Origin of the sequence: Acinetobacter entericus (assembly GCF_026168575.1) — a bacterium.
GTDB classification, from domain to species: domain Bacteria; phylum Pseudomonadota; class Gammaproteobacteria; order Pseudomonadales; family Moraxellaceae; genus Acinetobacter; species Acinetobacter bouvetii.
Map to the genome: position 1 here is coordinate 285151 of NZ_JAPEQW010000001.1, position 20658 is coordinate 305808.

Annotated in this window: 16 protein-coding genes and 6 tRNA genes; 9 read left to right on the plus strand and 13 right to left on the minus strand. The window is 47.6% G+C overall.

Annotation, left to right across the window (positions count from 1 at the left end):
- The first annotated feature begins 37 nt into the window (after positions 1–37).
- The 3 genes from OKC24_RS01385 to OKC24_RS01395 all read left to right on the plus strand — a co-directional run bounded on the left by OKC24_RS01385 (position 38) and on the right by OKC24_RS01395 (position 2075).
- Positions 38–445, plus strand: coding sequence for a YraN family protein (locus OKC24_RS01385; RefSeq protein ID WP_130147717.1), 408 nt, complete (start codon positions 38–40; stop codon positions 443–445).
- A gap of 66 nt (positions 446–511) precedes the next feature.
- Complete coding sequence (locus OKC24_RS01390) at positions 512–1204, plus strand: BON domain-containing protein (protein WP_130147716.1); 693 nt, start codon at positions 512–514, stop codon at positions 1202–1204.
- Positions 1194–2075: an alpha/beta hydrolase gene (locus tag OKC24_RS01395; RefSeq protein WP_130147714.1), complete on the plus strand. Its 882-nt coding sequence runs from the start codon at positions 1194–1196 to the stop codon at positions 2073–2075. The genes OKC24_RS01390 and OKC24_RS01395 overlap by 11 nt, the downstream gene beginning before the upstream one ends.
- Positions 2076–2101: 26 nt before the next feature.
- On the opposite strand, the gene nudC is transcribed toward OKC24_RS01395, so the two are convergent.
- The 3 genes from nudC to dnaQ all read right to left on the minus strand — a co-directional run bounded on the left by nudC (position 2102) and on the right by dnaQ (position 6054).
- Positions 2102–2878, minus strand: a complete 777-nt coding sequence (gene nudC, locus OKC24_RS01400; RefSeq protein ID WP_265464572.1) for an NAD(+) diphosphatase — start codon at positions 2876–2878, stop codon at positions 2102–2104.
- Complete coding sequence (locus OKC24_RS01405) at positions 2878–4521, minus strand: chemotaxis protein (RefSeq protein ID WP_130147710.1); 1644 nt, start codon at positions 4519–4521, stop codon at positions 2878–2880. Before OKC24_RS01405 ends, nudC begins: the two co-directional genes overlap by 1 nt.
- 126 nt (positions 4522–4647) lie before the next feature.
- Positions 4648–6054, minus strand: a complete 1407-nt coding sequence (gene dnaQ / locus OKC24_RS01410) for a DNA polymerase III subunit epsilon (protein WP_131276313.1) — start codon at positions 6052–6054, stop codon at positions 4648–4650.
- Positions 6055–6260: 206 nt separating this feature from the next.
- On the opposite strand from dnaQ, the gene OKC24_RS01415 reads away from it, so the two are divergent.
- From OKC24_RS01415 to OKC24_RS01440, 6 genes are all read left to right on the plus strand, one after another.
- Positions 6261–9575, plus strand: coding sequence for a LysM peptidoglycan-binding domain-containing protein (locus OKC24_RS01415; protein WP_131276312.1), 3315 nt, complete (start codon positions 6261–6263; stop codon positions 9573–9575).
- Positions 9576–9600: 25 nt separating this feature from the next.
- Positions 9601–11445, plus strand: a complete 1845-nt coding sequence (locus OKC24_RS01420; protein WP_130147789.1) for an extracellular solute-binding protein — start codon at positions 9601–9603, stop codon at positions 11443–11445.
- Positions 11446–11468: 23 nt separating this feature from the next.
- A complete protein-coding gene (locus OKC24_RS01425; protein WP_130147704.1) occupies positions 11469–12536 on the plus strand; it encodes a microcin C ABC transporter permease YejB in 1068 nt (355 codons plus the stop codon).
- Positions 12536–13549: an ABC transporter permease gene (locus OKC24_RS01430; RefSeq protein WP_131276311.1), complete on the plus strand. Its 1014-nt coding sequence runs from the start codon at positions 12536–12538 to the stop codon at positions 13547–13549. Before OKC24_RS01425 ends, OKC24_RS01430 begins: the two co-directional genes overlap by 1 nt.
- Positions 13524–15143, plus strand: coding sequence for an ABC transporter ATP-binding protein (locus OKC24_RS01435; protein ID WP_131276310.1), 1620 nt, complete (start codon positions 13524–13526; stop codon positions 15141–15143). The genes OKC24_RS01430 and OKC24_RS01435 overlap by 26 nt, the downstream gene beginning before the upstream one ends.
- Positions 15144–15246: 103 nt before the next feature.
- A complete protein-coding gene (locus OKC24_RS01440) occupies positions 15247–16491 on the plus strand; it encodes an NADH:flavin oxidoreductase/NADH oxidase family protein (protein WP_131276309.1) in 1245 nt (414 codons plus the stop codon).
- Between the two features lie 28 nt (positions 16492–16519).
- Here the strand turns inward: OKC24_RS01440 and OKC24_RS01445 are convergent, their stop codons facing one another.
- From OKC24_RS01445 to OKC24_RS01490, 10 genes are all read right to left on the minus strand, one after another.
- Complete coding sequence (locus OKC24_RS01445; protein ID WP_252151894.1) at positions 16520–16837, minus strand: glutathione binding-like protein; 318 nt, start codon at positions 16835–16837, stop codon at positions 16520–16522.
- Positions 16786–17196, minus strand: a complete 411-nt coding sequence (locus OKC24_RS01450) for a glutathione S-transferase (RefSeq protein ID WP_252151893.1) — start codon at positions 17194–17196, stop codon at positions 16786–16788. The genes OKC24_RS01445 and OKC24_RS01450 overlap by 52 nt, the downstream gene beginning before the upstream one ends.
- A gap of 171 nt (positions 17197–17367) precedes the next feature.
- Positions 17368–17443: transfer RNA gene (locus OKC24_RS01455), tRNA-Asp, on the minus strand.
- A 23-nt stretch (positions 17444–17466) separates the two neighbouring features.
- Positions 17467–17542: transfer RNA gene (locus OKC24_RS01460), tRNA-Glu, on the minus strand.
- Between the two features lie 46 nt (positions 17543–17588).
- A tRNA-Glu gene (locus OKC24_RS01465) sits at positions 17589–17664 on the minus strand.
- A gap of 23 nt (positions 17665–17687) precedes the next feature.
- A tRNA-Asp gene (locus tag OKC24_RS01470) sits at positions 17688–17763 on the minus strand.
- Positions 17764–17786: 23 nt separating this feature from the next.
- Positions 17787–17862 (minus strand) — tRNA-Glu (locus tag OKC24_RS01475).
- A 23-nt stretch (positions 17863–17885) separates the two neighbouring features.
- Positions 17886–17961, minus strand: a tRNA-Glu gene (locus OKC24_RS01480).
- Positions 17962–18093: 132 nt separating this feature from the next.
- Positions 18094–18999, minus strand: coding sequence for an alpha/beta hydrolase (locus tag OKC24_RS01485; RefSeq protein ID WP_131276308.1), 906 nt, complete (start codon positions 18997–18999; stop codon positions 18094–18096).
- A 95-nt stretch (positions 19000–19094) separates the two neighbouring features.
- A complete protein-coding gene (locus OKC24_RS01490; protein ID WP_131276307.1) occupies positions 19095–20507 on the minus strand; it encodes an amino acid permease in 1413 nt (470 codons plus the stop codon).
- Positions 20508–20658: the final 151 nt, after the last annotated feature.

Here is a 20658-nt window from a genome sequence, read left to right on the forward strand (position 1 = left end):
GCATTGAATTTATTCATTTTAAAAGGAAGCAGAATTGATGCAGATGGGGCAATGGGCTGAACAGCAGGCGCTTAAATTGGCCGAGCGGCAGGGTTTTTCCTTGGTGCAGGCCAATTATCACAGCCGTTTTGGTGAAATCGATCTGATTGTGCAGCGCGGGCAGGAACTGCTGTTTATTGAAGTCAAAGCGCGGTCTAAAACGGCATATGCACAGGCTTCTGAAACCGTTTCTATACATAAGCAGCGTAAAATGCTAAAAACTGCCCTGTATTTTCTGAATGAACAGCCTAGTTTCCAACAGTATTTTTGCCGCTTTGATGTGATTTGTTTTGATTTTTATCAACGGTTTGCAAAATCACTACAGCATGATTTTTCCAATTTCACTTATGATTTGCAATGGATAGAAAATGCTTTTACTTTTGATCAAGAGTTTATTAATCTTTGAACAAATATACTGTGTAAATGCATAGATAGAAATCGACTGAAAAAAAATATTGAGGAGTCATGCTGAGTGGTTAAGCGTATTGCAATGACAATGTTATGTGTCGCAAGTTTATCAGGATGCGCAAGTTTTATTTCCGGCGGTACAGGCACAGCGCCTGTAGGCACAGAAAGCGGTGCGCGTTCTTTAGGTCAGGTTTTTATTGATTCTTCAATTGTTAGAACAGCAAAAATTAATTTATATAAATTGGATGCGCGCTTTAAGCAGGCCCGTGTCAACATCGACAGTTTTCATGGCAATGTGCTGCTGACGGGGCAGGTTCCCGATGAGCACCTTAAGCAGCTGGCTGAAGACAATGTTAAAGCCATGAGTGATGTGAAAAGCATTCACAACTTTATTACTGTCGGCAATCAGATCAACTATAACACCATTATGCAAGATACGGCTGTGACAGCGAATACTCGCGGGCTGATTATGAAAGCGCCCGTGGTTTCGGACAGCAAAGTCAATATTCATACCGAAGATGGCGTCCTGTATGTCATGGGGCGTTTGAATACGGCAGAAATCAATGATTTAAATCAGGTGCTGCAGCAAGTGGGCAATGTGACCAAAATTGTGACTTTGGTGGATAATATTGATCAAGGCCTTACGCCAGCCTCAACTGCGTCAAGCTTTTCAGCACCGATGGTCAATGGCGCTGTAGAAGCGCAAACTCCCGTTGCTATAGACCCGGATACAGCTGAACCGAATAATGCACCTTAATGTGAAAAGCTGGAAAAAGCAGCTCCATCAGAAAATTGAACTTGCGAAATTCATGTATCGGAATTTCCGCATTTATGACTTTGGCAGTTATGCATTAAACCGGTTAACGCCAAAGCAGGGCTATACCGTACAGCACAATGTGCCGTATGGCCTAAAAGCGCGCCACCGGCTCGATTTATACCGAAGCAGCGCGCCGCGCCAGCAGCGCCCGCTGATTGTTTTTGTGCATGGCGGGGCATGGATGCATGGGGATAAAAAGGATTACAGCTTTATCGGCGAAGCTTTTGCCAAAGAAGGATTTGATGTGGCGGTGATTAACTACCATCTTGCGCCTAAGCATATCTTTCCAAGTTACATTGATGATTTGAGCCTGGCGCTGAATTTTCTCAGCCAGTCACAGCAAAAATTGCAGATAGTCGTCGAGAACATTGTGCTGATGGGGCATTCTGCAGGCGCATTCAATGTCATGTCGGCTCTGTATAATCCGCACCCGTATCCGCTGCAAAGCAAGGATAAGATTCGGGCGATTATTGGTTTAGCTGGGCCCTATCATTTTGATTATAAGGGCGACCCGCTTTGCGCCGATGCCTTTGATCAGAACCTGCCGTATCAGCAGGTAATGCCGTACTATTTTGTGGAGCAAAACACCATTAAGCATTATTTGTTTACGGCAGCCAATGACAACATTGTCGGGCACAGCAACAGCATGGATTTTGATGCCAAGCTGCGGGAGCGGGGCAATTACAGCCAGCTGATTTCTGTGCCGCGGGTTGGGCATATTACGATGATTGGTTCTGTTTCCAGTTTGTTCAGCCGTTTTTTTAGCACTAAAACAGCTATTATGCGCGCCTTGGACGATGCATTAAAATAAACGGCTGAAACGCATTTGGCTGTAGCTTAAAGCCAAGCCTGCGTATCATCTGCAACAGCCGTGCCATGAATCGCATGCATGATCATGGCATGAGCAATACTGCCTTTAAATGGAATTTCCGGCAGCTGATCAAATTTAAAGAAGGCAGCATCACTGATTTCTTCGGGCTGCAGTTTAATTTCACCCGCAGCGTATTCTGCTTTAAACGCGATCATTAAATTGCTTGGAAAAGGCCAGGGCTGACTGGCAAGATATTGAATATTTTGCAGCGTCAAACCGACCTCCTCCAGCGTCTCCCGCCGTACAGCATCTTCCAGCGTTTCTCCAACTTCAATAAAGCCAGCAATTAAGCCGTACATTTCGCTGTTTTTATTGCGGGCATTTTTGGCCAGCAAAATTTCATCTTGGCCGCGGGTAATCACGGTAATGACACAGGGATTGACACGCGGATATTGATGATAGCCGCAGGAAGGGCAAACCATGGCGTATTCACTGGCGTGAACATTGGTTTTATGTCCGCAGTGGCTGCAGAATTTATGGTTGCGGCGCCATTCTAAAAGCTGAATAGCGCGGCTGGCCTGTTCAAACTCTTTGATATTCCAAAGCTGGAGCAATTGGCGGATCGGTACGAGCTGCAAGCCGTCAGGGATGGGCTCATGATCCAGAAGGTCACGGGCAATCACTTGATCACCCGCGCTGATCAGCAAATCGCTTGCCAGGCTTTCAACTTGAGGAAGCTGATAATGTTCATCGACTAACAGCTGCTGCTGTTTGAAAATATAGGCAAGCGAGAGTGTGGTCATTAGGCTGCAGATTTCAGTTTATCACTGCTTTCCAATGCTACCTTAAACATCGTGTGCAATACAGGCAATTTGTTCTTTAAATTGTCGATCAGCATGTCTGCGCTCGCCAGCGTATCTAAAACATGGTTAATGTTTTGCGCGTCTATCGCATCGGTTGCATCCATGCGGTTTTGCAGGAAAGACGCTGCAGCATTCAGCGCATCTCGGCCTGTTTCAGCATTCAAGAACAGCAGGGCGCCGCCAATTTCACGCAATTGCGAAGGAATTGTCTGCAATAGGGCAGGATCTTGATCTTTTACAAACTGAACTAGAGTCTGGCTGGCTGCATCAATCAAAAGCTTGGTTTCATTCAGCAGCGCTTCATGCGCTTCGTCTAAACGGTCTAATGAAATGTTCATGTTGTTGACACGCAGCTGCAGACGGCTTGAAGTGTGGTGACGTTCCAGCACGCCAATCGAATTCATGGCAGATAAAATGCAGTTCATCAGCTGCTGCGCAAAGTTTTCATCTTTCAAAATTTCTGTTTGGTTTAAGGATGCGGCTTGGCGAGTCAGATCATTATGCGCTTCGTTCAAGTTCAGCACTTTGAAAATATTGCCCAGCTGAAGCAGTTTAGCTTGCAGTTCCTGAATTTTTTCAGGTGTCATATTCTGATAGTTGAACTCAATATCATTGCGGATTTGCGTCATTTCAGCAGTGACTAAATCACTGATGGTATGCATGGTGTCAAAATCAGGGCCATACAAATGACGGCTAAAGACTTGAAGCTGGATATCAGTCAGCAGGTCGTCCCCAATATTCAATTTGCCGCGGATATGCTGCGATACTTCATCTTCTTGGCTGATGCAGAGGCTGAGCGCATTCGCAATATCCGCAAGCGATGCTTTATAGCGTTCAGGCGCGCTGAAATATTGCGCCATATTGCGTTCAATGCTGATGAAGGTGCGCAGGCGGGGTTCGCTGAGCAGCAAATGGTCAAGTTGATTAAACGCGTTAAAAACCAGGTTCCAATACTGCTTGCTTGGGTGCTTCTCAGACATGCCTGCTAAATATGCGCCCGCCAGCTTAATGGCTTGCAGGTCAGATTCAGTTTCTTCCTGCTTCAGCAACTTGTTTAAAGCCAGTTTATACAGTCGGTGCACATATTTTGATTTTTCCAAAGCCGGCGCTTGAGGCAAATCAAAATCTGGCGTAATTGAGTCAAGCAGGGTCTCGATATGCTGGCCTTCAGAAGTCAGCGGCTTACCTAATGACAATTCTAGACGGTTGAGCGTATCTAATAAGAATTGCGGAATTTTGACTTCACGCAAGCAGATGAATTCAATATAGCGCTTCAGCATGGTGGTGCCTTCGCTGAGCGCAATCACATCTGTTGAGTTAATGATGGCAGGATTCCCCATGATCTTGCGCATTAATTCTGCAGAATATTGTGCAATTTTAGCAAGGCTGGACATATCAATCAGCGCCAGAACCTGTGAGCATTGCTCGAATTGATTGAGCGCATCATCAATGCCGAAAGGCAAAGTTTGGTCTTCCACTAAGGTGCTGACTGCTGATTCGACTAACTTGATCGAGTTATCAACCTCATTTTTTATTATCAGCAATGCCGTTGGATCAAAATGAATAGAGGTTTGGTAGGACATGGATCTGCACCTTTCCTAGGGTTTTATCTTGTTTGTGAACCGCCTTGTTCAGGCGGGCCATCTTTTGTTTTACTATAGCGTAAGTTTTAATGGTTTAAATACAAAAAGTAACACGGAATTCAGATTTTATTTTGCGAAAAGGCAAGGTGTTCCATGTTTTTCTTCAAATTGTTTGACCCAATTCTCATGCTCAGCTAATTCCTCTTCGCTTGGCATAATGGCAGGCAGCTCAATTTGCACAGCCTGTCTGGACGCATTGCCTTGAGCGCTTTCAGAATGAGTCAGGGCGTCGATGTCAAATGAAACCTGCCCGCCAGTCATGGCTAAATAAACATCGGACAGGATTTCCGCATCCAGCAAGGCGCCATGGAAAGTACGGTCACGCTGCGGAATTTCATAGCGGCGAACCAGCGCATCCAGCGAGTTTTTTTGCCCAGGATGCTTGGCTTTTGCCATGCTTAACGTATCGGTCACTTTGCAGACATTCGACAGCGCGCCAAAGCCGGCGCGGGTGAACTCCATATTTAAGAAGTTCATATCGAAGGTTGCGTTATGCGCAATAATTTCTGCGCCTTTTAAGTACTCGTATAAAGCCTCGGCAATTTCTGCATACAGCGGTTTGTCTTTTAAAAAGTCATCGCTGATGCCGTGAATATTTTCAGATTCGCCCACAGGCTTTTGCGGATTAATATAAATATGAATGGAACTGCCGGTCAGCTTGCGGTTAATCATTTCGATTGCGCCGACTTCAATAATGCGGTCGCTGTCCTGGAAATAAAAACCGGTGGTTTCGGTATCCAGAATCAGCTGGCGCGGGCCTTGCAGGTCCAATGTGGCGGGTGTAATCACGACTGCTGGATGAATCGGCGCGTTTGATGCCTGCTTTGCAGGAATTCTGCTTGCGTCTGCAGGAACAGCCTCGTCCAGCGCATCTTCAGCCCATGTGTTGATCGGCGCATCACCCGCAGCTCCTGTTGACTCCGCATCGTATATTTCATCTTCGGAAGATTCTTCTTCGTCATCCGAGGCATCCAATCCAAAAGGATCATTCAAGAGCCAGTCAGATTCCGCTTTTTTTTTAGTTTCGACGGCATTGCCGTTTTTTAACTGGGCTGCGGTTTCTTCTGCGCCTTGGTTGGCCAACTGATCCGCCATTTCATTGCCGGCGTGGCCTGCATGGCCTTTAATCCAGTTCCACTCAATCTCACGGCCTTGGCATACAGCATCCAGTTTTTTCCAAAGGTCAGGATTTTTGACATCTTTCCAGTTTTTCTTTTTCCACCCGTGAATCCATTCGGTAATGCCTTGCTTGACATAGTTGGAATCTGTCCAAATGATCAGTTTGGCATCCATTGGGCAAAACAGCACACCTTCAATCGCTGCAGTCAGCTCCATGCGGTTATTGGTGGTTTCCGCTTCGCCGCCGCAAATTTTATGCTCTGCAGATTCTGTAATAATGTATGCACCCCATCCGCCTAAACCGGGATTGCCCTTGCAGGCGCCATCGACATAAAGCGTGATTGTTTGTGACATAAATATGAATCCGGAAAGTTAAGGCTGAGTTCAGGGGAGTATTGTATAACGCAATTGCAAATGCGGAAGCTATATCACGACGTTTTTTTAATTTCTTGTAACATTTATACTGGAAACACGTTAAATTAACGCCTTGTGTCTGAGTGGCGCTTCACTACAATGGCATATCTAAAAAATAAATTTTATACGAGTTGTTTGGATTTTTTATGTATAAACCAACCACGATCTGGTGTCAGCCTACTTTCCCGTCATTATTCAAAATTACAGTACTGGGTTCAGCGTTAGCTGCTTTAGGCTTAACGGGCTGTTCATCTACTTCCAGCACAACACATGGATCGAAGTCGAAAATGGTTGGTTCATCGGGCTATTTGGATGCCAATAGCTTAGATGGTTTGGAAGATTTGCTTTCTGCAACCGATATGCGGGCAGTGGAAGGCGACCGCCTGCAAGTTTTAAAGCATGGCGATGTGTGGAAGCGCATGACTGTTGGCTTTAAAATGGATTTAAACCATTGGGATACCCGCATTGAAGCGCAGCGCGGCTGGTTTGCCTCCCGTCAGCCCTATATTGACCGGTTGAGCGCGCGCGCATCGCGTTATCTGTATCACACTGTAAAGGAAGCGGAGCGCCGCGGCATGCCGACCGAACTGGCATTGCTTCCTGTGATCGAAAGTTCTTATGATCCTGCAGCAACTTCAAGCGCCGCCGCTGCCGGCCTTTGGCAGTTTATCCCAAGCACTGGGCGTATTTATGGCTTAAAGCAGACCAGTATGTACGATGGGCGCCGTGATGTGGTGGAATCTACGCGGGCCGCTTATGAATTTTTAGGCAGTTTGTATAATCAGTTTGGTTCTTGGGAATTGGCGCTGGCATCTTATAATGCAGGCCCAGGCCGCATTCAGCAGGCGATTAACCGCAATAAAGCCGCCGGTTTGCCGACCGATTACTGGTCTTTAAAATTGCCGCAGGAAACCATGAACTATGTGCCGCGGTTTTTAGCGGTCGCGCAGATTATTAAAAATCCGGACGCTTATGGCGTAAGTTTGCCGCCCATTGCCAACCGCCCTCATTTCCGTGAAGTGATGGTTGGGCCTGCCAGCCTAGATGAGGTTTCTTCTGTTACAGGCTTAAGCCGTTCAGAATTATATGCATTAAATCCTGGGCACCGCGGTGAAGTGATTGACACGGGCAGCCCGATGAAAATTTTAATTCCCGCTGACATCAGCCCATCGGTAGATGCAAAGCTGAAAAAGATGAAATCGTCTGCGGGCGGCTACTGGGCGGGCGGTTTTAGCCAGGACTTGCCTCAAAATAATGTCACTATTGCACCTTCGCGTGAAACGCCGCCGGCCTTAAATACTAAAACGGCTGTACCTTCAATATCTGCGCCGCCAGTGTTGGCATCTGCTAAGGTGCCGGCAGTGGCTGTGAAGCCGGCTGTGGCGGTATCCAGCAATAGCGCTTTGGGGCGTCCGCAAGCGCAGACGCCAAGAGGTTCTGATGCTTTAGCTGCCTTCGCATCCAGTACGAATATCCCCAGCGCGCCGCGAATTCCTGTTGCCGTGACACCGGCAGCGCCAGTTAAAGCTGTGTCTGCAGAACCGCCATTGTCAGCAAAAGAGCGCGAACAAATCATGGCGGCGATTAAGGCCGAGGGTGAAACCAAAACAGTTGATGAAGTGCTGAAACCTGTTGCGACGAAAGCGGAACAGGATGAAGTGGTTCAAGAGCTGACTGCTTTAGCGCCGAAAGGCACTGAAATTGTTGATCCCTATGACGGTAAAATTAAGCTGACCGCAATTCAAACCAGCCAATCCATTGCCGACCAGCAGGGTAAAGAGCTGACTAAAGGCTTTGCTTATCCGAAAAGCATCGCTGAAAATACCCGTCCGGACTCTGATGAGGCGAAGCGGAATTTAGGCAAAAACTACATCAAAACAGATTCAGAAGTGGTCGTGGTTGCGCCGAAAGGAAAGCGTAGCACTTATACTGTTCAGTCTGGCGATACGCTGGCGGTGATCGCCATGAAGAACGGCGTGAACTGGCGTGATATTGCCAAGTGGAACCAAATGGATGCGGACTCTAAGCTGTTTGTTGGAACCGTGATCTATTTATACGATGCGAAACCGGCCGCGCAGCAGGAAGAATCAAAGTCAAAAGTTCAGCCAGAAAATTATGTCGTGAAGGCCAATGACAGTTTAACAGGTGTAGCCAGCCAATTTGGCTTATCGGTGAAGCAGCTGGCGGATTTCAATAATATCAGCACGACTAGCGGTTTAATTGTGGGGCAGAAGCTTTCGCTGAAAGAAACAGCCGCATCGAAGGCAAAACTTGAAGCCGACAGCAAAAAAGCCGAGGCTGAGAAAAAAGCCCTTAAAGTGCCTACCAAGAATTATACCGTAAAACGCGGCGAGTATTTGAAACTGATTGCCGACCGCTATGCACTGTCCAATCAGGAATTGGCTGATCTGACTTCGGGTTTAACTGCATCCAGCAACCTGATGGCGGGTCAAAAAATTAATGTGCCGCTGAATGATGTGGAATCTGTTTCCAGCAGCAATGCAAAGCCGGCGGCAAAAGCGGAACCTAAGGCCGAAGCGAAATTTGAACCAAGCTATAAAACAGAAAGCTACAGCGTACAGCGCGGCGATACGCTGTATAGCGTTGCCGCTCAATCTAAAATCAGCGTGTCTGAATTGGCGGAAATCAACAATATTGCAGCCAATACCGGCCTTCGCGCTGGCCAGTCCCTGAAAGTGCCCGCCATCAAGAAAACGCCTGAACAGTATGTGGTGCAACCGGGCGATACGCTTTCTGCACTTGCAGGCCGTTATGATTTAACCATTGATTATATTGCGAATGTCAACGGCATTAACCGCAATAACGGCCTGCGTGTTGGGCAAAAGCTTCAGCTGACCGGTGATGCGCCTGAAGAAAAGGCGGAAGTTAAACCTGCCATGAAAGCTGAAGCCAAATCATCATCCAAAAATGACAAAGCCAGTTCTGGCTTTGTTCAGGAAACGCATACAGTGAAATCGGGAGAAACCCTGACTTCGATTGCGCAAAAATACCATTTGCAGCTGAATTATCTGGCGGATCTGAATAATTTGAGCCGCACCAGTTCTGTCCGCATTGGCCAAAAATTAAAAATAGCCAGCGACTTGCCAGAAGCGGAGAAAAGCGCCGCGCCTGCAGCGGCAAAACCGGCGCCAGCACCTTCGCGCAGCACAGAAAGCTATACCGTAAAAGCGGGCGAGTCGTTGAATTCGATTGCCGGCCGTACGGGGCTGGGCGTTGCAGAACTGGCGGATATGAACAGTTTAAGTGCGCGCGCCGGTTTGCGCGTCGGGCAAAAAATTCAGATTCCAAAAACCATCACGGAATACCGCATTAAGCGCGGCGATACATTGATTGGCTTGGCAAGCCGTTATGGCATGGAGAGTGGCGCTTTGGCTGAATTAAATAATCTGCAGCCTTCTGCATCATTGCGTATCGGTGATGTCATTAAAGTACCGAACTAAAGCCGACACACAGCAAGGGAGCAATGTGAACAGTTTATTCGCCAAGGTTTATCCTTATGTGCTGGCTTTAGGAACTGCAGCGCTGCCGCAAGCGGTCTGGGCTGCGCTGCAGACCACGCCTTTCATTGCGGTGCACAGTGCGCCGAAATATGCCTCTTTGGCAATCATGCCCTATGCCAATATAACGGCGCCGAAAGGTGGTTATTTGAGTACCGCCAGCAATGGCACCTTTGATAATTTGAACAGCATGAACGGCAAAGGCAGTTCAGTTGATGGGGTTAATTATCTGTTCGATTCATTGATGAGCAGTTCCCTGGATGAACCGGGAGTAATGTATCCGCTGCTGGCGACAAGTGTCACATTTGACCCGCATAAAACGGCTTATGTCATTTTTCATTTAAATCCAAAAGCCAAATTCAGTGACGGTTCGGCCGTGACTGCAGATGATGTGAAATACAGTTTTGATGCCTATCAAACCAAGTCAAACCCTGGTCTGCAAATGTATCTAGCCGATTTAGCCAAGACCGAAGTGCTGTCTAAACATCAGGTCAAAATGAGCTTTAAATCGGACAATAATGCGGAAATGCCGCTGATTTTGTCGCAAATGCCCATTTACTCAAAAAGGGACTGGGCGAAAAAAGATTTTACCCGTGTGACGTTGCAGCCGATCTTGGGTTCAGGGCCGTATTTAATTGACCGGATTGATGCGGGGCGCAGCATCAGCTATAAACGCAATCCCAATTACTGGGGCAAAGATTTGCCGGTCAACAAAGGCCGCTATAATTTTGACCGCTTGAAATACGTCTATTACCGCAGTTTAGATATTGCTTTTGAAGGCTTTAAGTCTGGGCAGTACACGCTGCATGAGGAATATACGGCAAGAAAATGGGTGACGGAATATAATTTTCCTGCAGTGAAAGCCGGCATGGTGGTGAAATACCGCTTTAAGCACAGCAACCCGATTGCCACGCAAAGTTTTGTATTCAATACCCGCCGCAATCCCTTTCAAGACATCCGCCTGCGTCAGGCGCTAACCTATGCCTACGATTTTGAATGGCAGAATAAAGCACTGTTTTATGGCCAATACACGCGTTTGCAAAGCTATTTTGCCAATAGTGAACTGGAAGCGAAAGGCATGCCGTCTGCCGGTGAGCGGGCTATACTGAATCCGCTGCTGGCCAAATTAGATCCTGTTCAGCGTGCAGGTGTGCTGAAAAACTGGAAGTATCCAGTGTCAGATGGCAGCGGCTTTAACCGCAATAATTTATTACAGGCCAGGCAGCTGCTGATTCAAGCCGGCTATAAATATAAGAATGGCCAATTAATGGATCATAAAGGGCAGCCGATTCAAATTGAATTTCTCATTCATCAGGACGGCTTGCAGCGGACATTGATGCCTTTTGTGCGCAATATGAAACGCTTAGGCATTCTGGTAAACGTGCGTCAGGTAGATGTGCCGCAGTATATTGAGCGCATGCGGAGCAAAGATTTTGATATGACCACCAGTGTCATGCCGCAGTCTTTAAGTCCCGGCAATGAGCAGGCGCAGTTTTGGGGAAGCGCTTCCGCCGATCAGGATGGCAACTATAACTATGCAGGCATTAAAAATCCTGCTATTGATGCCATGATAGAGCAGGTGATTCGGGCCCCGGACCGCCAAGCTTTAGTGACCAGCACTCGTGCTTTGGACCGATTGCTCCGCGCTGGATACTATCAGATTCCAACTTACGGCAAAGGCGAAAATTGGCTGGCATATTGGAATATGTACAAACAGCCTGCGGTAAAGCCCAAACTGTCTACTGGCATTGATTACTGGTGGAGCGATGCCGCACAGGCCAATAAAGTTGCCAATTATCTGCGCAAGCAATAAGCCCAAAATAAAAGGAAAACAGGATGGGCACATATATTTTAAAACGCTTGTTATTGATTATCCCAACACTGTTAATTATTTTGCTGATTAACTTCGTGGTGATTCAAATAGCACCGGGCGGGCCTGTCGAGCAAGCCATTCAGCAAGCCGAAGCTTTCCAAGGCATGGGAACGGCGGGCGGCGGGGAAACTGTTCAGAGTGGAAGCAAATATCAAGGCGCAAAAGGCCTCAGTGAAGAAATGGTGCAGAAGATCGAAGCCCAATATGGTTTCGATAAACCCGCGCATGAACGCTTCTGGCAAATGCTCAAAGGCTATGCCACTTTGGATTTTGGCACCAGTTTTTTTAAAGATAAGCCAGTGACCCAATTGCTGTGGGAAAAAATGCCTGTATCGCTGTCTTTGGGCCTGTGGAGTACTTTGCTGATTTATCTGGTGTCGATTCCGCTGGGAATTAAAAAAGCCCGTCAGCACGGCCTGCTATTTGATAAAGCCACCTCTTTGCTGCTGGCGGTTGGCTACGCTATTCCGGCTTTTGCATTTGCGATTTTACTGATTGTATTTTTTGCTGGCGGATCGTATTTCCAATGGTTTCCATTGCAAGGCATGGTGTCAGAAAATTTTGCTGAACTGAGCACCTTTGGAAAAGCTGCTGATTATTTCTGGCATATGACGCTGCCATTATTGGCCATGGTGATCGGCGGCTTTGCAGGGCTGACTTATTTGACCAAATACTCTTTTATGGAAGAGCTGAACAAGCAATATGTTCTGGCTGCGCGTTCCAAAGGCTTAACGGAATCACGCGTGCTGTATGGGCATGTATTCCGCAATGCGATGCTGATTGTGATTGCGGGTTTGCCCGAAGCGCTGATTGGCATTTTCTTTGTGGGCAATTTATTCATTGAAATTATTTTTAATTTAGACGGTTTAGGGCTGCTGGGGTTTGAAGCCATTGTGCAGCGGGATTATCCCGTGATTTTCGGGACTTTGTTCATCTTTACCTTGCTGGGCTTAATTTTACGGCTGATCAGTGACGTGCTGTATCAGGTCATTGATCCGCGCATCAACTTTGAATCACGGGGAGCGAAATAATGTCCCCGATTATGCAGGCGCGTTTGAAGCGCTTTAAAGAAAATAAACTGGGCTTTGGCTGCTTTATTTTGTTCAGCATTATTTTTCTGCTGTCTTTAGGCGCGGAGCTGATTGCCAATGATAAGCCGCTGCTGGTGAAATACGGCAGCAGCCTTTATCTGCCCGCATTTAAAAATTATCCTGAAACGGCTTTTGGCGGGGTATTTGAAACCGAAGCGGATTATAAAGACCCGGCTGTGCAGCAGCTGATTAATGAAAAAGGCTGGGCGCTGTGGCCGATCAACCATTTTTCTTATCAAATGCCAAATCTTGATTTAGCAGTGCCTGTGCCTTCAGCGCCGACGGCACAGAACTGGCTGGGCACCGATGATCAGGGGCGGGATGTGCTGGCGCGTATTCTCTATGGCCTTCGCGTGTCATTGTTGTTTGGTTTTGCTTTGACTTTGGCCTCCGCTGTTTTGGGAATCGTTGTCGGCGCGGTTCAAGGCTATTACGGCGGCTGGATTGACTTGATTGGCCAGCGTATTCTGGAAGTGTGGGGCGGCTTGCCCATGCTGTTCATGGTGATGATTTTGGTCAGCATGTTTACGCCAAGCGTGTACTGGCTGTTTGCCATTATGCTGCTGTTTGGCTGGCCCGCCTTAGTTGGACTGGTTCGGGCTGAATTTTTGCGCGCGCGCAATTTTGACTATGTGCGGGCAGCGCGCAGCCTGGGCGCTACAGACCGGGCCATTATTTTTCGCCATATTTTACCGAATGCCATGAGCTCAAGCCTATCTCAGCTGCCTTTCATGCTGACGGCAAATATTACCGCGCTGACGGCGCTGGACTTTTTAGGTTACGGCCTGCCGCCGGATGCCGCATCGCTGGGTGAACTGCTGCTGCAGGGCAAAAATAATTTAAATGCGCCGTGGCTTGCGCTGTCTGGCTTTTTTACTTTAGCAATTGTGCTGTCATTGCTGATCTATATTGGGGAGGCGGCGCGCGATGCATTCGATCCAAGACGTCAATAATACATCGTCAGATACCGCTGCAGATCTTGCTGCGAATGCGGTGCTCCGCGTGCATAAGCTGCGGATAGATCATGATGATGCGCAGCCGCTGGTGCAGGCCCTCAGTTTTGAGCTGCATGAAGGTGAAACGCTGGCAATTGTCGGTGAAAGCGGTTCAGGCAAATCCATCAGCAGTTTAGCCTTGCTGGGCCTGCTGCCGAAAACGCTGCAGGTGTCTGGGCAGGCGCTCATTAGCGGTCAAAACCTTCTGGAAATGACGCAGGCACAGCTTCGCCGCATTCGCGGTGAAAAGATCGCCATGATTTTTCAGGAGCCGATGACCGCGCTGAATCCGCTGCACCGTGTCGAAAAAATCATTGGCGAAAGCCTGCTGCTTCGCGGCTGGTCTAAAGCCAAAACCCGTGAGCGGGTGATTCAATTGCTGAATGATGTCGGCATTCCAGAGCCGGAAGAAAAGCTGCAACGCTATCCGCATGAACTGTCCGGCGGCCAGCGCCAGCGCGTGATGATTGCAATGGCTTTGGCCTTAGATCCTGACATTTTAATTGCCGATGAACCGACCACAGCCTTAGATGTCACGCTGCAGGCGCAAATTTTAAACTTGCTGAAATCGTTGCAGCAAAGCCGGAAAATGGCCCTGATCCTGATCAGCCATGACCTGAATCTAGTGCGCAAATATGCCGATCAGGTGATTGTGATGCATCAGGGCCAAGCGGTTGAACAGGGCAATGCAGCGCAAATTTTCAATGCGCCAGCGCAGGCATATACCCAAGATTTGCTCAATCATGATTTTGGTGAAGCGTTGACGCTGAATACGCAGCCGGCTGTCCTTGAACTGGTCAATGTGGGTGTGAAGTTTCCGATCAAGCAAGGCTTGCTGAATCGGGTCAAAGATTATGTTGTGGCGGTTGAGCCTTTGAGCATGGCGCTGCAGCAGGGGCAGTCAATCGGCATTGTGGGTGAAAGCGGTTCTGGTAAGAGTTCGCTGGCTTTGGCGGTTTCGCGTTTAATAGACTGTGATGGGCAAATTTTGCTGCTGGGGCAGGACTTAAATCAGCTGAATGAAAAACAGCTGCGCCCTTTGCGCAGTAATTTTCAAATTGTGTTTCAAGATCCGTTCAGCAGCTTAAACCCGCGTTTAAATGTGGAGCAGACCCTCAGTGAGGGCTTGGCGCTCAAGAATATTTCTAAAAATGAAATTCAGCAGCGTATTGATGAGGCTTTGCAGAAAGTCGAACTGCCGGTGTCTTTTAAACAGCGCTATCCGCATGAACTGTCTGGCGGCCAGCGGCAGCGCATTGCCTTGGCGCGGGCTTTGGTGCTGCAGCCGAAAGTGCTGATTCTGGATGAACCGACTTCTGCGCTTGACCGCACCACGCAGCGCGCCATTGTGCGCCTGCTGCGGCGTCTGCAGCAGGAATACGGGATGAGTTATCTGTTTATCAGTCATGACTTAAAAGTGGTGAAAGCGCTCTGCCAAAAAGTGCTGGTGCTCCGCCGCGCCAAAATGGTGGAATTTCAGGATACAGAGACTTTGTTTACACAGCCGCAAACGGAATATACGCAAAAGCTGATTGAAGCCAGCCAATACTGATCCTTACTGGAGTGATTTGACAATATTAATTGTCTATATGCTATTGACGCCATGCAGAATATGTTTAGAGTAAAAGCACTATTTGGAGAATAACGGAAACGACATGAGTCATCTTGCAGAACCGATTCAAATCCGCGGGGCACAATTTAAAAACCGGATTATTAAAGGCGCAATGAGTGAAGCGCTGGCGAATGTTCAAGGCCAGCCGAATCATCTGCATTACGGCCTGTATGAAGCATGGGCGAAAGGCGGCTTAGGCTGCGCCATTACCGGCAATGTCATGGTGGATATCCGCGCTAAAAATGAACCGGGTGTCGTGGCAATTGAATCTGAACGCGATTTAGCTTTACTTAAGCAGTGGGCTGATATTGGCAAAAAGCATGGCATGGTGCAATTGGTGCAGCTGTCTCATCCGGGCCGCCAGTGCCCCAAAGGCCTAAACAAAGAAACCGTAGCACCGTCTGCTGTGCCGTTCAGCCCAATGCTGGCAACAACTTTTGGCACGCCGCGCGCGCTGCGTGAAGATGAAATTAAAGACATTATTCAGCGTTTTGCCGCGGCAGCGGCAGTATGTCAAAAAGCGGGCTTTGAAGGTGTGCAGCTGCATGGCGCGCATGGTTATCTTATCAGCCAGTTTTTATCGCCCCTGACCAACCTGCGTATCGATCAATGGGGCGGTTCGATAGAAAACCGCATGCGCTTTTTATTGGAAATTTATCACGCGGTGCGCGCTGCTACATCAGACAGTTTCCTTATTGCGGTAAAACTGAATTCAGCCGATTTTCAGCGCGGGGGCATTACCGAAGAAGACGTGATTGCTGTATTTAAGGCTATTGATGCAGCTGGCATTGACTTGATTGAAGTGTCGGGCGGAACGTATGAAGCGCCAGCTATGGCGGGTGCTAAAGAAGAGAAGCGTCAAGCATCAACGATTGCCCGCGAAGCCTACTTTTTGGATTTTGCCGATAAAATCCGCAAGGAAGTGAAATGCCATTTGATGGTGACGGGCGGCTTCCGTACGGTACAAGGCATGAACGCGGCGCTGGACAGCGGCGCATGCGAGTTTATCGGCATTGCGCGTCCATTTGCGGTAGAAACGGCATTGGCAGACCGCCTGCTGGCCGGGCAGGATGTGCGGTATGGCGTAAATAAAATTAAAACCGGCATTCCAATGGTCGATAAAATGGCGATTATGGAAATTATTTGGTATGCGGCACAGTTTAAAGCCATTGGCGAAGGCAAGCAGCCAAATCCTAAACTGTCGCCATTAAAAGTGTTTTTTAAGTATTTAAAAGGCAATTTGACGGCGGTGATTAAAGGCCGTGTGAATTCGCGCAAATCGGCTTAATGGGGATTGCCGGTAAAATGCATCAGCGTTATTGCGTGATTTGCCAATAGCGCTGAAATTCTTCAGCCGACCAGTGCCCTTTTTGCAGTGCAGATTGAAAGGCCGGCCTGCTTTTGATTTGTTTTAAGTACTGTTCTAAAGCAGGGTAATCTGAAAATTGCGGATAGGCATATGCGCAAGCCTGCAGCGGAAACCATAGCAGAATATCGGCCATGCTGAACTGGTTTCCTGCCAGCCAAGTATTTTGCTGCAAATGGCTGACCAGCATCTGCAATTGTTTTTCAAGCTCAGGGTTTAAATAGCCTTGATTGAATGCCGCTTTAAATGCAAGGCTGACAAAGCGCACCGGCCAAGGGTTTGCTGTGCAATCTGTGTAAAAACCTGTTTTAAGGCCAAGTTAGGCATAAAACCGGCATCTGCAAAATTTTTATAAAAACAGAAATGCCAATAACTGCTGTCCGCAGGCTGTACCATGATTTTTTGTTCAAGCTGGCATAAATATTCTGCAACCGCGCTGCTTTCAGTCAGTGTCTGAGATTGACTGTTCTGTTGAATGTGCAGGGTCGGGAACTTCATCTGTCCGTTCGGCTTATCTGCTGTGTTTTTACTGTAAATGATCAAATCATAATTGAGACTTAATTCTTCCAGCAGCCAAAGGATGCGCTGTGAGCGCGAATTAGGCAGATGATGCAAAGTGATGTTCATGCGGTTTTATAATGATTGTGTTTAGGCTGTTTTTGAATATATAGGAATTTGAAAACATTATGCAGCGCCTCAGATCAGATTGGCTGAAAATAGAGGCAATAAAAAAGCCCAAGCCTTAAATGCTTGAGCTTTTTAATGAGATGGAATTTTAATAAATTTCAATCTCGAATATGGCGTCCCTACGGGGATTCGAACCCCGGTTACCGCCGTGACAGGGAGATGTCCTAGGCCTCTAGACGATAGGGACTTAATAAAATGTACTTCTGAAATTGGCGTCCCTACGGGGATTCGCACCCCGGTTACCGCCGTGAAAGGGCGATGTCCTAGGCCTCTAGACGATAGGGACAGTACAGAAGTTGAATTTTAAAACCAAAACTTTTGATCTGAAGTAATGGCGTCCCTACGGGGATTCGAACCCCGGTTACCGCCGTGAAAGGGCGATGTCCTAGGCCTCGAGTCGATAGGGACTTAATAAAATGTACTTCTGAAATTGGCGTCCCTACGGGGATTCGCACCCCGGTTACCGCCGTGACAGGGCGATGTCCTAGGCCTCGAGTCGATAGGGACTTAATAAAATGTACTTCTGAAATTGGCGTCCCTACGGGGATTCGCACCCCGGTTACCGCCGTGAAAGGGCGATGTCCTAGGCCTCTAGACGATAGGGACTTAATAAAATGTACTTCTGAAATTGGCGTCCCTACGGGGATTCGAACCCCGGTTACCGCCGTGAAAGGGCGATGTCCTAGGCCTCTAGACGATAGGGACGTTTCAGAGGTGGGCGTATAATAGGGTGAAAACCGGGGGGTGTCAAACGCATTTCCATAAATAATTTCAGATTTCTGTACCGAGTGCATAAATTTAAAACAATATCTGAGAAATGCTTGAAAAATACATCGTTTAAGGCGTTTTTTTGAGCATTTCCAGCAATGCCGCGACCGCAAGCGGATGCTGCAGATAACCGCCAATATCGTGCGGATGTTCAAGCTGTGTCCGAATTTCGTGGTTGATAATTGCCGGCTTAAATTTAAATGGCGATTCTGAGAGGGGAAAGGCGGTGAGGAAATCATCTGCAGAGTAAAAATTGATCCAGTCGCCTGCAAGAGACGGCGGCCTTTGGATGGGCTGCGGAAGATGAGACTGTATGACGCGGAATGCGAGCGGAGAACCGAGCGTGATAAACCTCTGAATATTCAATTCAGGATGCTGGATCATAAAATTGTAGGCAATGACGGAGCCCAATGAATGCGCAATAATCATTTGCGGTTTTGCTGTGTGCAGCTGTTGGTGAATCCGTGCATGAACAGCCTGGATGAAGTGCGGATTGGATAAGTAGAGATAGGTTTCGACTAGAAATTTATGCAACAGGCTGGCATGCAGGTCAGGAAAATGATTAATGATCAGGGCAAAGTCGCGCAGGGCCAAATCTCGGGTCAATGCGGCCATCCATTTTATTTTATGGTTAGAATTCAGCGCATCTTCGACATTTAACTGCGGATTGTTGCAAATTTCGGGCGAGTGTTCATGCGCTGCCTGAGGGCTGGGCTGCAGTGGAACAGTGTGAACAAATGGAAAATGCGGCCAATGCTGCGGCATCAATGTGCTGGCGTTTAATGTATTTTGTAGATGGTGCCTTGAAAGCAGGTCTCCGTAGAAGGGCATGCGGATGTGCTGCTTTAAATAAGGATAATAGGCGTCTTGCTGGCAATGATGCAGCCCGCGTTTGAAAATTCTTAACCAGCGCTGACGCAGTGATTCAGCTGTTTGATTTTGCTGGTTCATTCCATGAATTAAAATAATATTCATAGACGCACCTAGAAAGATGTCCTTTGTCAAAACAGTATAAATAAAAAAGAGCAGCTGGAGCTGCTCTTTTTTTATTTATACTGAAAGCCTGAGGTTTAGGATTTATTATGGTAGAACGCATAATAGCTGGCGTAGCAGACCGCAATAAACGTTAAACAGCCAAAGAAGCTGATGCGCAGTGATGGATCAAATACCATGCTGATGCAGGTGATAAAACAGAAGATAAAGCCCAGAATCGGCACAATCGGGAACAGCGGGGCAGCAAAGCCCAATTCTGCTTTGGTATGCCCGTCTTTATACCATTGACGGCGGAAGTTGAATTGGCTTAAGCAGATACTCATCCATACAACCACCATGGTAAATGCCGCAATCCCCAGTAAATTCGTGAAAATTGTTTCGGGTGCAAACTGCTCTGATAATAAGCCAGGCATGCCGCCAATCATTGTGACGATGACAGCCACATAAGGAACGCCGCGTGCATTGACTTTAGAGAATACTGCCGGCAGCTGCTTTTGATAAGACAGTGACCACATCATTCGCGATGCAGCAAACAGGCCTGAATTCGCGGCAGACAATAACGCAGTGATAATCACAAAACGGATAATGTCTTCAGCATAAGGAATGCCAATATGCTGGAATACCGTGACAAATGGGCTGCTGCTGACGCCTTCGGCAGCTAAACCGGCTTCTTGGTGCGGAAGGAGTGAAGTTACGACTAAGATGGTGCCCACAAAGAAAATCAGTAAGCGGAAAATGGCGGTATTGATTGCTTTCGGCACATTTTTCGCTGGATCTTTAGTTTCACCCGCAGCTACGCCAATCAGCTCTGTACCTGAAAATGCAAAGTTAACGATCAGCATGGTGGTAAAGATAGGAAATAAACCTTCCGGGAACCAGCCTTGGGCCGTTAAGTTGCTAAATAAAGGCGCGGCTTCATAGCCTCTGTAGCCAATCACGCCAAAAATGGCGAATAAACCTAACACAATAAAAGCAACGACCGTAATCACCTTGACTAAAGCCAGCCAAAACTCAGATTCAGCGAACCATCTGGTTGAAATCATATTCAGGCTGAATACAAAAACGCCAAAAAACAGGGTCCACATCCACATAGAACTGTCAGGGAACCACTCCTGCATCAGCAATGCGGCTGCCGTAAACTCTGTACCTAATGTTACTGACCAGGTCAGCCAGTACAGCCATGTAATGGTATAGCCTGTACCTGGCCCGATATAGCGTTTGGCATAGGCGCCAAATGAGCCGGACTCAGGAATATGAACGGCAAGTTCGCCTAAGCACAGCATAACCATATAGGCGATAATGCCGCCCAAAAAATAAGAAATAATGGCACCGACAGGCCCCGTTTGTGCAATGACTTCACCCGACCCTAAAAACAGGCCTGTGCCGATTGCGCCGCCAAGCGAAATCATGACCAGGTGCCGAGTACTCATAGCGCGTTTTAACGGCGCAGAATTGCCCTGATGCGGAGCATCATTCGGAGATGAGTGCATAAAATATCATTAAGAAAATAGAATGAAGCGGGCTATTGTAGAGAAAAACAGCCGGAGTGCAATCAGCTTTTAATTATTTAATAAAATGATAATCTATAAAAGATAGATGGCGTCCCTACGGGGATTCGAACCCCGGTTACCGCCGTGAAAG